At 63.5% G+C, this 12,112-nt stretch carries 11 protein-coding genes and 1 other RNA gene; 6 read left to right on the top strand and 6 right to left on the bottom strand.

What is annotated here, in order from left to right:
- Nucleotides 1–21: 21 nt before the first annotated feature.
- From AC097R_RS14805 to AC097R_RS14790, 4 genes are all read right to left on the bottom strand, one after another.
- Complete coding sequence (locus tag AC097R_RS14805) at nucleotides 22–1,929, bottom strand: sensor domain-containing diguanylate cyclase (protein ID WP_479598895.1); 1,908 nt, start codon at nucleotides 1,927–1,929, stop codon at nucleotides 22–24.
- 31 nt (nucleotides 1,930–1,960) lie between these two features.
- Nucleotides 1,961–2,056, bottom strand: an RNA gene (gene ffs / locus AC097R_RS14800) — signal recognition particle sRNA small type.
- Between the two features lie 42 nt (nucleotides 2,057–2,098).
- Nucleotides 2,099–3,829 (bottom strand): diguanylate cyclase domain-containing protein, encoded by a 1,731-nt coding sequence (locus tag AC097R_RS14795; RefSeq protein WP_479598894.1) that lies wholly within the window; start codon nucleotides 3,827–3,829, stop codon nucleotides 2,099–2,101.
- Nucleotides 3,826–4,881, bottom strand: a complete 1,056-nt coding sequence (locus AC097R_RS14790; protein ID WP_479598893.1) for an extracellular solute-binding protein — start codon at nucleotides 4,879–4,881, stop codon at nucleotides 3,826–3,828. The genes AC097R_RS14795 and AC097R_RS14790 overlap by 4 nt, the downstream gene beginning before the upstream one ends.
- Nucleotides 4,882–4,958: 77 nt before the next feature.
- Between AC097R_RS14790 and dnaX the strand changes: the two genes are divergently transcribed.
- The 4 genes from dnaX to AC097R_RS14770 are packed head-to-tail and all read left to right on the top strand — an operon-like array spanning nucleotide 4,959 to nucleotide 8,358.
- The gene (dnaX, locus tag AC097R_RS14785) at nucleotides 4,959–6,920 is read left to right on the top strand and encodes a DNA polymerase III subunit gamma/tau (RefSeq protein WP_479598892.1); all 1,962 of its coding nucleotides are present in this window, start codon (nucleotides 4,959–4,961) and stop codon (nucleotides 6,918–6,920) included.
- 43 nt (nucleotides 6,921–6,963) lie between these two features.
- On the top strand, nucleotides 6,964–7,296 hold the full coding sequence (locus AC097R_RS14780) for a YbaB/EbfC family nucleoid-associated protein (RefSeq protein WP_479598891.1): 333 nt from the start codon (nucleotides 6,964–6,966) through the stop codon (nucleotides 7,294–7,296).
- A 15-nt stretch (nucleotides 7,297–7,311) separates the two neighbouring features.
- Entirely contained in the window at nucleotides 7,312–7,902 is a 591-nt protein-coding gene (recR, locus tag AC097R_RS14775; protein WP_479598889.1) for a recombination mediator RecR, read from the top strand.
- Nucleotides 7,903–7,944: 42 nt separating this feature from the next.
- On the top strand, nucleotides 7,945–8,358 hold the full coding sequence (locus AC097R_RS14770) for an MAPEG family protein (protein WP_479598888.1): 414 nt from the start codon (nucleotides 7,945–7,947) through the stop codon (nucleotides 8,356–8,358).
- Nucleotides 8,359–8,379: 21 nt separating this feature from the next.
- Here AC097R_RS14770 and AC097R_RS14765 read toward each other — a convergent pair whose 3' ends face one another.
- Together AC097R_RS14765 and gloB are read right to left on the bottom strand one after the other, a co-directional pair.
- On the bottom strand, nucleotides 8,380–10,008 hold the full coding sequence (locus tag AC097R_RS14765) for a transglycosylase SLT domain-containing protein (protein WP_479598887.1): 1,629 nt from the start codon (nucleotides 10,006–10,008) through the stop codon (nucleotides 8,380–8,382).
- Nucleotides 10,005–10,775 carry a hydroxyacylglutathione hydrolase gene (gene gloB / locus AC097R_RS14760; RefSeq protein WP_479598886.1) on the bottom strand — a complete coding sequence of 257 codons (771 nt, stop codon included), beginning with the start codon at nucleotides 10,773–10,775 and terminating at the stop codon, nucleotides 10,005–10,007. The genes AC097R_RS14765 and gloB overlap by 4 nt, the downstream gene beginning before the upstream one ends.
- On the opposite strand from gloB, the gene AC097R_RS14755 reads away from it, so the two are divergent.
- Both AC097R_RS14755 and rnhA read left to right on the top strand, forming a co-directional pair.
- Nucleotides 10,774–11,562: a class I SAM-dependent methyltransferase gene (locus AC097R_RS14755; protein ID WP_479598885.1), complete on the top strand. Its 789-nt coding sequence runs from the start codon at nucleotides 10,774–10,776 to the stop codon at nucleotides 11,560–11,562. The genes gloB and AC097R_RS14755 overlap by 2 nt on opposite strands.
- A gap of 8 nt (nucleotides 11,563–11,570) precedes the next feature.
- Nucleotides 11,571–12,023 carry a ribonuclease HI gene (gene rnhA / locus AC097R_RS14750; protein ID WP_310342130.1) on the top strand — a complete coding sequence of 151 codons (453 nt, stop codon included), beginning with the start codon at nucleotides 11,571–11,573 and terminating at the stop codon, nucleotides 12,021–12,023.
- Nucleotides 12,024–12,112 lie beyond the last annotated feature (89 nt).

Genomic DNA, 12,112 nt, shown 5'->3' with positions numbered 1-12,112 from the left:
CGCCCGCCCGTTGCCGCAGGCTCAGACCGGCAAGCGCGGTGCAGCGGCACGCACGCAATTGCGCCCACCGTGCTTGGCCTCGTACAGGGCCTTGTCGGCATCGGCCACCAGCGTGGGCGGGGTGGTGCTGGCATCGGGGATGGCACTGGCCACACCAAAGCTGGCGGTGATGCGCAGGGTTTGCCCCTCAATCGGAATCACTAGCCCGGCGATGTCTTCGCGGAATTCTTCGGCCAGTTCCAGCGCATCGCCCAGGGTGCTGTTGATCAGCAGCACCACAAATTCTTCTCCGCCGTAGCGCGCCAGCACATCGCCTGCGCGCTGCACCTTCTGGCGCAGATAGTCGGCCAGGTAGCGCAGGCAGGCATCGCCCGCGGGGTGGCCCCAGGTGTCGTTGATGGATTTGAAATGGTCGATGTCAAACAGCATCAGCGCTAGCGGCTGCTTGAGGCGGCTTGCGCGTTTGTGTTCAGACGCCAGCGCCAGATCAAAGTAGGCGCGGTTGCCTACCTGGGTCAACCCATCGGTGTGGGACAGGCGTTGCAGCTCCGCGTTCACCACCTGCAGCTTGGCCAGTGCGTCATTCAACTCATCGGTGCGGTCGCGCACCCGGCTTTCCAACTCGCGGTTGGCCTGGGCGGTGGACTCCATCAGCGCGCGCTGCGACTCACGTGCCTTGCGCGCATGGACCAGGGCAATCGCCTGGGCATCGATGCGCAGGCTGCGGTCGGTGTTGATGCGGTCGGCCAGCGTGAACGAGAGCAGCACCACCAGCATCAAGATGCCGATTTGTGAGGCGTTGTCGGTCCAGAAGTTGGCCGGCAGAATGCCGAACTTGCCAATCGTCAGCACGCACACGCCCACCAACACCGACGTCCAGGCCAGGCAGTAAAAGCGTGCAAACTGCGCACCCTTCCACCAGCGCCAGTAGCCAATCCCCAGCGCCACCACCGCCACCACGAGGATCATGGCCGAGTTCACCCGGATGACGAGCTGGTAGGGCAGGTAAAAGCTGGCGAGCAACAGCGCGGCATTCACCCAGGCCAGAGCCTTGACCGACAGGTAGGCGGGCCGGGAGAAGCGTTGGAGTTTGAGGAAGCTGCTGGCAAACAGGCAGGCCGAGATGCAGGCCGTCGAAATGAACACGGGCACCGCCTCGCTGTTCCAGCGGATTTCGTTGGGCCACAGGTAGGCAAAAGCGTAGCCCCACAGCGTGGCCCAGAACAACAGGTAGCTGGACACAAAGGCGATGTAGTAGAGGTAGTTCACATCGCGCGTGGACAGGAACACGAACAGGTTGTAAACAATCATCACCACCAGCATGCCCAGCACGGCGCCGGCCAGCAGGTGTTCGCGGGCGGCGGCCTCGTAAAACGCGGCGGGCTCCCACAGGCGCAGGGGCGCCTCGATGGTGCCACTCGAGGCCAGGCGCAGGTAAATTTCGTGGTGGCCAGGTGCCAGCGTCAGCGGCATCACAAAATTCTGGTGTTGCACCACGCGTTGGGCAAAGGGTTGCTCGTCACCCAGCGCGTAGCGGGTCTGCACCTGGCCGTCGACCAGGTGGAACAGGCGCACGTCGTCCAAGAAGGGGCGGGGCAGCTCCAGCAGCCGCTGCAGCGGTTTGTCGCCAGGGTTGTCGATGGCAAAGCGGAACCAGTAGGCCTTGTCGGTAAAACCAAAGTTGGGGCTGGTGCGGTCTATGGTTTGCCAGTCCTGGCCCGGCAGGCTGACCTGTTCCAGCTTGGCCGCGCGGCTGCTGTCCACCAGGTAACCCATATGGGTGCCAATGTCGTGGCTGGTGCCGGTGGCATCGGACAGCAGGAGTGAGGGGAAGGTGGGGTCGGCAGGCGCCGCGAGTGCGCAGGCCGCGCTAACGCCAAGCGCCAGCAACACCAAGAAAATCCAACGAGAGAGCGCCTTGAAACTCAATCCTGGAATTCCTCAAGGGTGAGAAAGGGAAGTTGACGAGCCTGACCCCGGCACTGGCTCCACAGTTAGGGCTGCTTGGTTCCCCACCTGACCCGGTTGGCCGCTTCACCATGCGGGAAGGCCCGTCAAGACGCATTGTACCCAATGCAGCGCTGCGCTTTCTGACTTCTCACAGCAAGTTGGGTTGGGTGTTGGCGTCTGAGGTGAAGCGGTAGCCATTGCGCCCCCCGGCCTTGGTTTTGTACATGGCGCGGTCGGCGTTGTTGATGATGTCTTCCGAGGTGGTCCCGTTCTCCGGGAACTGGCTGATGCCGATGCTGAACTCCACATGCATCGGATTCTCCCCAAAGGGGATCGGCGTTTTGAGCACCGTCAGCAGCTTCTCGGTGAAGCCTGCGATCTGTTCACGCTGCGAAAAATTGTCCAGCAACACCACAAACTCGTCGCCGCCCAGGCGGGCGACGGTGTCTATTTTGCGTGTACTGCCGCCCAGGCGTTGGGCCACGGAGCGCAGTACGGCATCGCCCGCAGCATGACCCAGGGTATCGTTGATCTGTTTGAAGTTGTCCACGTCAATGAACAGCAGCGCAAATTCCTCGTCATTGCGCAGCGCGCGCGCGATGGCCTGCTCCAGCCGCTCCATGAACATGCGCCGATTGGGCAGGTCGGTCAGCATGTCGTGCTGGGCCAAGTGCTCCAGTTCTTCACGGCTGTCCTGCAGGTCTTCCATCTGGCGCTTGATCAGGTTTTGCATGTGCTGAAAACTGCGCGCCAGCATGCCGATTTCGTCCTGCCTAGCCACCGGCAGAGTGAGCATGTGGTTGTCGTTGGAGAAGCGCTGGACGGCCGCATTCATCATGTTGATGGGTCGGGTAACAGCGCGTGCCACAAACACGGCCAGTACCAGGCAGCCCAGACAGACCAGTGCCACGATGCGCAGGATGCCCGCACCCAACTGGTCGGCCTGTCGCAGCACGCTCTCCAGCGGTTGGCCCAAGCCCAAAATCAACCGGTCTTCGCCACTGGCCACATCCAACGGGCGCCCCATGAAGCTGACCAGAATGGGGGCGTCGGCATAGGCACCCTGGCTGGATTGGGCCATGGCCTTGGTGGCCTTTCCGGTGACCAGATCTGCGGTTTCAGGAAATTCCTGCTGCACCTGGTACCGGCGACCTTTGTCAAAACCGAAGGCACGCGCGGGATTTGGGTGGATCAGAAAATCCCCGTTACGGTTGGCCAGAAACAGCTGGAAATCCGGCGGTAGGTCCGCTGACAACAGGGCAAACACGCCGTTCAGGTCCACATTGATCACCAATACGCCAAACACCGTGCCCTTGGCATCGGTCACCGGTGTGGCCAGCTGCACCGTAGGGCGCTCCAGCCCGGCGTGGGCGCCACGCTCGTGGTTGATGGTGATGGGCGACAAGTAGGTTTCGCCAAAGGGCAGCTTCAGGGTTTCGTAGACGTAGGGGAAGTGGCCTTTTTCCTGCAAATCATCGCCGGTGACGTGCAGCAGCGTGCCGCTGTCCCGGTCCACCCGCACCTGCTCGAGGCCACCGTCTTGCACAGAGATCAGCCGCACCTGAAAGTAGGCCGGGTTGGCCTCCATGACCAACTCGAACAGGGTGAGCAGTTGTTGTTCGGATGCCGGGTCTTTGCCCTGCAAGCTGGCCAGCGCCGCCGGGTGCGTGGCCAGCACCAGCAGATTGCGCGAGATTTCCTGGCGGGTCAGCGCCAGGCGCCGCGCCAGCACCTGGGTGGAGGTGAGCAACTCGTTTTGTGCACTTTGCACCAGCAGGCTGCGGCTCACGCTGAAGGCATAGAAACCTGTGAACCCGGATACCAGCATGCCCACCAGGGCCAGTACCAGCGCCAGGCGCGCGGTGATGCCAAACCTCACGGTGCCAGCACCTTGTTGGCCCGGTCACCCGAGACAATGCGCGACCACAGCAGGTTGCGGCGGTCCACGTCTTCCACGGGTTCCAGCCAGATCAGCCGGTCACCGGGATGCAAGTAGGGCGACTCGGACGTGGTGTTGGCCAAGCCCTGGCGGCTTAGCAGCACCTGGCCCTGTTCCGGCTCCAGCATGTAGTCGATCCAGGCTTCGGCCAGCGCCATGTTTTTGGCGCCGCGCGTGATGGCCCAGCAGTCCAACCACGCCAGCGCCCCTTCCTTGGGGATGGCATAGCCCACATCCACCCCCGCGGCCTTCAGCAGCTTGACCTGCTGCGAGCCATAGTTGGCAAACAGCAGGGCCGCCTTGCTGCACTTGAACCATTCCACCGACTCTTCGGGCTGGGTGTAGAAGGTGAGCGCGTTGCGCCGCAGCGCCAGCAGCTGTTGCACCGCAGCGGGCCACTCCTTGGCGTCCACCCGGAAGGGGGTGGTGTCACCCAGCATTTGGGCCGCTAATGAAAAGTTATGCGTGCCGCCGTTGTAGACCAGCACCCGGCCCTTGTAGTGCGGGTCCCACAAGGCCCGGATGGAGGTGGGCGGGGTGGGGAACTGGGCGCGGTCGTAGATCAGCCCCATTTCAGAGTAGGTGTAGGGCACGGCGTAGGCCTGGTTGCCATGCACGATGCCCGGAATGCGCTTGAGCTGCTGAAAGCGCGGCAGTTGCCGCTGGGTGTTGGGGATGGCGCGGGTGTTGATGGGCACCACCAGGCCTTTGGGGATGTAGCGCTGCAATTCAGCCGTGTTGACGGCAAACAGGTCAAAGTCTTCGGCCTGGTTTTGGGTGATGCGCTGCCACAGCGTTTCATCCGAATCGATGATGGTGATCTCCACCCTGGCGCCGGTGCGTTGCTCAAAGGCTTTGACCACATCAGGGTCCGCATAGCCGGGCCAAGCCAGCACCCGCAGCACATCACCGGCATGGACCGTCAAGGACAAGACGCACAGCAGCCAGGCACAGAGCAGCTGTGGCAAGCGTTGACGCAGGCGGGACACCATGGTGTGGATAGAGAAAGTGACTTTCCTGCAGCCCAGTCTACCTGAGAGCGGTGACGCCAGCACACTAGAATCCAGCCATGTCTTATCTCGTGCTCGCCCGCAAGTACCGTCCGCGCAACTTCACCGAAATGGTGGGGCAGGACCACGTGGTGCAAGCCCTGACCAATGCGCTAACCACCCAGCGACTGCACCACGCCTACCTGTTCACCGGTACCCGCGGCGTGGGCAAGACCACGGTGTCGCGCATTCTGGCCAAGTCGCTGAACTGTCAGGGCGTGGACGGCAACGGCGGAATCACCGCTACCCCCTGTGGTGTCTGCCAAGCGTGCTCTGATATTGATAGCGGACGGTTTGTGGATTACACCGAGCTGGACGCCGCGAGCAACCGCGGTGTGGACGAGGTGCAGGCCCTGCTGGAGCAGGCGGTCTACAAGCCGGTGCAGGGGCGCTTCAAGGTCTTCATGATCGACGAAGTGCACATGCTCACCAACACGGCGTTCAACGCCATGTTGAAGACGCTGGAAGAGCCCCCCGAGTATTTGAAATTCGTATTGGCCACCACCGACCCGCAAAAGGTGCCGGTGACCGTGCTCAGCCGCTGCCTGCAGTTCAACCTGCGGCCCATGGCGCCCGAGACCATCCGCGAGCATCTGACCAAGGTGCTGGAGGTCGAGCAGGTCAGTTCCGAGGTGCAGGCCCTGCGCCTGCTGGCCCGCGCCGCACGGGGCTCGATGCGCGATGCCTTGAGCCTGACCGACCAGGCGATCGCCTTCGGCTCCGGCCAGTTGCAAGAGGCTACCGTGCGCCAGATGCTGGGCAGCGTGGACCGGAGCTATGTGTTCCGCCTGATCGAGGCGCTGGCGCTGGGCGACGGCAAGACCGTGGTGGAGACCTCTGAGGCGCTGCGCTTGAATGGCCTGAGCGCAGCCTCTACGTTGGAAGAAATGTCTACCGTACTGCAGCGCATGGCCGTGCTGCAGGCCGTGGGCGGCGGGGCGGCAGACGACTCCGACCCTGAAGCTGCCGACACGGCGCGCCTGGCCGGCCTGATGGCGGCGGATGAAACCCAGCTGCTGTACAGCATCTGCCTGCACGGCCGGGCGGATTTGGGCCTGGCGCCCGACGAATACGCCGCGCTGACCATGGTGTTGCTGCGCCTGTTGGCCTTCAAGCCGGCGGCGGACAGCGCTGCGCCCCGCGTTGGCACTGCGCCACTGGCTGAAAAAAAAACTCTAGCTGACGCTGCGCCCCGGGTGGCGGCAGCGGCCGCCCCGATTCCGGTACCCGCCCCGGTGCAAGCCCCTGTACCGGTTCCCGTGCGCGTGGCACCCGCGGTGCCGGCTGCCGTGCCCGTCGTCGCGAAGCCCTCCACCCCGGTGGTTCAGCCCTGGGAAGACACGCCCGCCGTGCCCCCTGTGGCATCGGACGCCCCTGCAGAACCCGAGGTGATCCCGCCGGGCCAGGTGCTGTCGGTGCGTGAAAGCGGTCCCGCCGAACCGCAAGAGCCTGACGACCTCTATGAAGAGGAGAATGGGCCGCTAGCCCCCGTAGCCATTGCGCCAGCAGCTACTAAAGTTGTAGCGGTTCCTGTGCGCACGCAAGTGGAAAATCGGGCCGATGCCGTGGCGTCTCAAGCGCCCGCAGTGCTGATTCCTACCGAAGAGGGCGATTTCTGGCATGCCACGGTGCAGCAACTGATCGCGGCCGAGTCCATCAACGCCTTTGTGCGCGAACTGGCCCTGCAATCCCAGCTGGTGGCGCGCGACACCGACCAGTGGCTGCTGCGCCTGGAGCGTGAAACCCTGAACCAGGCCGGCACGCGGGACCGACTGACGCAGGCGCTCAATGCCGCGGGCTTCCCCATCACGCTGGCGGTGGAAATTGGCCGCGTGACCGACTGCCCGGGCCGGCGCAACGCCGCGGCCTCGGCCGAGAAGCAGATCACGGCCGAGAAGATAATCCTCAGCAACCCTTTCGTGCAAACCATGATGCGAGACTACGGCGCCAAAATCGTGCCCGGCTCCATCAAGCCCCTGTAACGGGGCGCTTTGCTTTTTCTCTCCCTCACTCTCAAGGAAATCCATGTTCAACAAAGGACAACTCGCTGGTCTCATGAAGCAGGCGCAAGCGATGCAGGACAACATGAAAAAAGCCCAGGACGAGCTGGGCAACATCGAAGTCACCGGTGAGTCTGGTGCTGGCTTGGTCAAGGTCACCATGACCTGCAAGCACGACGTCAAGCGCATCACCATCGACCCCAGCCTGCTGGCCGACGACAAGGACATGCTGGAAGACCTGGTGGCAGCAGCCTTCAATGCCGCCGTGCGCAAGGCTGAAGAAACCTCGGCCGAGAAGATGGGCAAGCTCACCGCGGGCATGCCTGGCCTGCCCGGTGGCATGAAGTTCCCGTTCTGACGCCGCGGCCCCGTTGTGTCTGACACCAACGCCCTTGACGCCCTGATCCAGGCGCTGCGCCGCCTGCCGGGTGTGGGGGTGAAGTCTGCGCAGCGCATGGCGTTTCACCTGCTGCAGCATGACCGGCCCGGCGCACAGCTGCTGGCACAGGCTTTGCATGAAGCGTCTGCCCAGGTGCACCACTGCGAACGTTGTCACACCTTCACCGAGGCGCAGGTCTGCGCCACCTGTGAGGATGTGCGGCGCGACCGCAGCCAGCTCTGCGTGGTGGAAACCCCGGCCGACCAGTCGGCCATGGAGCGCACGGGGGCCTACAAGGGCCTGTACTTTGTGCTGATGGGCAAACTGAGTCCGTTGGACGGTGTGGGCCCCCATGATTTGGGGCTGAAAAAACTGTTCGAACGCGCCTGCGATGGGGTGGTGCAGGAGGTCATTTTGGCCACCAACTTCACCGCCGAGGGCGAGGCCACGGCTTATGTGATTGCCGAGGGCCTGAAGGCCCGCGGCTTGCGGCCCACGCGCCTGGCACGCGGGGTGCCCGTGGGCAGTGAGCTGGAGTATGTGGATCTGGGCACCATTGCCCATGCTTTGGTGGACCGGCGTTGAACCGCGCAGTCCTCCGTTTGTTTTTGAGAAAGTAAGTTGTTCATGCAATACGCCCACTTCACAGTCGCCTATTGGTGTGTGCTGATCGCCGCCGTGCTGCCGATTGTTTGCGCTGGTCTGGCCAAGTCCGGCCGCATCAACATGCCGCGACGCGAAGGCGGTTTCGACAATGTGCACCCACGTGATTGGCTGGCCCGCCAGACCGATTGGCGCGCGCGCGCCAACGCGGCCCAGGCCAATAGCTTTGAGGCACTGCCGTTCTTCATCGGTGCGGTCATCATTGCCCACCAATTGGGTGCCCACCAGGCGCGGCTGGATATTCTGGCCTTCCTGTTTGTCGTGGTGCGCATGCTCTACATCATGATGTATGTGTCAGGCATGGGCACGGCCCGCACCGTGGTGTGGACGGCGGGCTTTGCGGTGAATATCGCTATCTTGCTGGTCGGCTACCGCTAAGCCCCAGCTGCACGGGCAAGGTCAGTGGCGGGCCAGCTTGGTGCCGCCTGACTTGCCACTCTTTTTAGCGGTCGCCTTGCCCTTGGCTGCAGCAGCGTGGCCCGACTTGGCCGCCACCTTGGTGCCTGCGTGTTTGCCGCCGGCCTTGGCGCTGGCGCTGCGTGCATGGCCCTTGCCAGCGGGCAGGTAAATCACCACGTGCTGCCCCGCCTTGAAGCTGGCGCTGGCGCTCACCTTGTTCCAATCGGCTACGGTGGCCGCACTCACCTTGTATTTGCGGGCGATGCTGGCCACCGTCTCGCCCTTGCCGGCGCGCACGGTGCTGCGCTTGAGCACCACCTCGGGCGCCAGGGACAGTTGGCCGTTGTCCGCTACCTTGACGGTCACGTCCTGCATGTGGGCCGAGCGCGGCACCAGCAGGGTGGAGCCTGCGCGGATCAGCACACGCGGTGGAATGTTGTTCATGCTGCGCAATTCGCTCTCGGACATGCCCACGCGCTTGGCCACATCGGCCGGGCGCAGGGTGGTCGGTGCCACCCAGGCGGTCCAGCTGGCCAGGCGCCCGCCGCCATAGGCTTCCAGGTTGGACTGGAATACCTCGGCGTTGTCCCAGGGCAGCAGAATTTGCGGCGTGCCCGCGGCCAGGATCACGGGGCGGTTGATCGAGGGGTTCAGCGCCTTAAAGTCGTCCACCGGCACCTCGGCCAGCTTGGCGGCCAGCGCCACGTCAATGTCGCGGCGGATGGTGACGGTCTGAAAGTAGGGGTGGTTTTCAATCAGCGGCAGCTTGGAACCAAACTGGGCCGGGTTGGAGACGATGTTTTTAACGGCCTGCAACTTGGGCACGTAAAACCGGGTCTCCATGGGCATGTTCAGGTCCACATAGCTGGTGGCCAGGCCCGCGCGCTTGTTTTTGCCCACAGCACGCTGGACGCTGCCTTCGCCCCAGTTGTAGGCGGCCAGGGCGAGGTGCCAGTCGCCAAACATGCCGTACAACTTTTGCAGATAGTCCAGCGCAGCGCGGGTAGACGCCAGCACGTCACGGCGGTCATCGCGGAAGGTGTTCTGCTTGAGTTCAAAGTACTTGCCAGTGGCAGGCATGAACTGCCACATGCCGGCCGCCTTGGCACCGGATACCGCTTGGGGGTTGAAGGCACTCTCAATGAAGGGCAGCAGGGCCAACTCGGTCGGCATGCCACGCACCTCCAGCTCCTCCACGATGTGGAACAGGTACTTCTTGGAGCGCTCGGTCATCCGAAAGATGTAGTCCGGGCGCGTGGCGTACCACTGCTCACGGTCGTGCACCAAGTCGTTCTGCAGATCCGGCATGGCATAGCCACGGCGAATGCGCTCCCACAAGTCGGCTGGTGGTGCCAGCGCGACCACGGTGCGCGACGACAGGTTCTGCGTGTCGATCGGGCTCAGTGGCGCGTTGTTGTCGGCGCTGCGGTCGGTGGGGCGTGGCGCAGCCGCTGGGGCTGGGCGTTTGAGTTCGCGGCTGGATTGCAGGGTCAGGCCATCGTTGGAGCGAGGGGCTGGCGCGGAGGCGGTGGTCTGGGGGGCGGTACTTGCCGTGGTGTCAGGGCCGGTAGTGGCACAGGCGCCCAGTAGCAGGACGGCGGCCAGGCCAGCGATTTTGAAAAGGCTCATCGGTATTCGTTTTTCCATAGTCGCAGGGTGGCAAACACGCCATGCTGGTCCACACTGCGGCTGTCAAAGCGGCGGGCGGATGCCTGGATGGCGGCTTGCGTGCTGCGTAAAAAAGGGTTGATGCGTTGTTCCAGCGCGATGGAAGAGGGGAGGGTCGGCAGGCCTTGGGCGCGTAGCGCTTGGCAGCGGGCTTGGTAGTCCTGCAGATCGGCATTGCCAGCGTCGACTTCCATGGCAAAACGCAGGTTGCTCAGGGTGTATTCGTGGGTGCAGCATACCCGCGTTTGCGGTGGCAGCGCCGCCAAGCTTTGCAGGGAATGGTCCAGCTGCGCCGCCGTGCCCTCAAACAGGCGCCCGCAGCCACCGCTGAAGAGCGTGTCGCCACAAAACACCAGCGGCAGCCCGTCCATGTCGGGGCAAAAGTAGGCAATGTGCCCGGCGGTGTGGCCGGGTACATCCATCACATTGAATTGCAGCCCCAGGCATTCCAGGCGGTCGCCCTGGGTCAGGCGTTGCAGGGGTTCGGGGATGGTTTCGCGTGCCGGGCCAAATACTTGGGCACCGGTGGCGTCGCGCAAGGCGTCTACGCCACCCGTGTGGTCGGCATGGTGGTGAGTGACTAGAATGCCACGAAGTTGTACGCCTTCACGCTGCAGCGCCTGCAATACGGGCGCAGCGTCCCCCGGGTCCACCACCAGCGCCCCTTGTCCATCGTGCAACATCCAGATGTAGTTGTCAGTAAAAGCGGGCAGTGGTATTAACTTCATGAGCGAACAAATTATAGGTTTGCAGGACTGGTTCCAGACACCGGCGGGTCAGTACCTGCTGGAATGGGAGCACCAGCAGTTGGAAAGCGCGGTGGCGGACATCTTTGGTTACCACGCCCTGCAGCTGGGCGTACCCGAACTGGCCGGTTTGCAGGCCAACCGCATGCCACACCGCTGGATGGCCGTGCAGCACACCGACGCCGCCCAGGGCGAGGGCCTGCAGACCGTTGATGTGTTGACCGACTTTGCGGCCCTGCCGTTCCCGGCGTGCAGCCTGGACCTGGTGGTACTGCCCCACACCCTGGAATTCAGCGCCGACCCCCATGCGACGTTGCGCGAGGTGGAGCGCGTACTGGTGCCGGACGGACGCGTGGTGCTGTGCGGAATGAACCCCACCAGTCTATGGGGCCTGCGCCAGCGGCGCGCGCGCCTGTACCAAAAGTTCGGCTTTGGCACGTTGTTTCTGCCGGACTGTGGCGACCATATCGGCTACTGGCGCCTGCGCGATTGGCTGCGCCTGCTGAGTTTCGAGGTGGAAGTGGGGCGCTTTGGCTGCTACCGCCCGGCGGTGGACAGCCCGCAGTGGTTGCAGCGCACGGCCTGGATGGACAGCGTTGGCCCGCGCTGGTGGACAATTTTTGGCGCCGCCTATTTTGTGGTGGCCGTCAAACGCGTGCGCGGTGTGCGCATGCTGGGGGCGGCCTGGCGTGCGACACCGGCACTGGCGAAGCAGGCGGCCCCCGCAGCGCAGAGAATGCACCCGATTGAAACAAGGAAAAACGATTGAACCAAGCTTTGAATTCCGTGGTGATTTACACCGATGGCGCCTGCAAGGGCAACCCCGGCCCTGGCGGCTGGGGCGTGTTGCTGCGCTCACCCGACGGTACCGAAAAGGAACTATGTGGCGGTGAGCTGGGTACTACCAACAACCGCATGGAAATGATGGCTGTGATCCAGGCGCTGACCGCGCTCAAGCGCCCCTGCGCCGTGGTGCTGCATCTGGATAGCCAGTACGTGCTCAAGGGCATCACTGAGTGGCTGGTGGGCTGGAAAGCCAAGGGCTGGAAAACGGCGGCCAAACAGCCCGTCAAGAATGTGGACCTCTGGCAGCAGCTGGACGCCCTGGTATCAGGCGGTGGCCACAAGATCGATTGGCGCTGGGTCAAGGGCCACGCTGGAGACCCGGGCAACGAACGCGCAGACGCCTTGGCCAACCAGGGCGTAGAAGTTGCGCTGAAAGCGCGCTAGCCGGCGCGCGTCCCCCGGCAGACATGGGGGTGGAATAACGTCCTGTTACATTCGCGAGCGCTGACTTCCATTCTTTTCGGTTACCACTT

It is taken from the genome of Rhodoferax sp. ZS1R25, from assembly GCF_056521335.1.
This window is presented reverse-complemented; position numbering and strand designations above follow the sequence as displayed.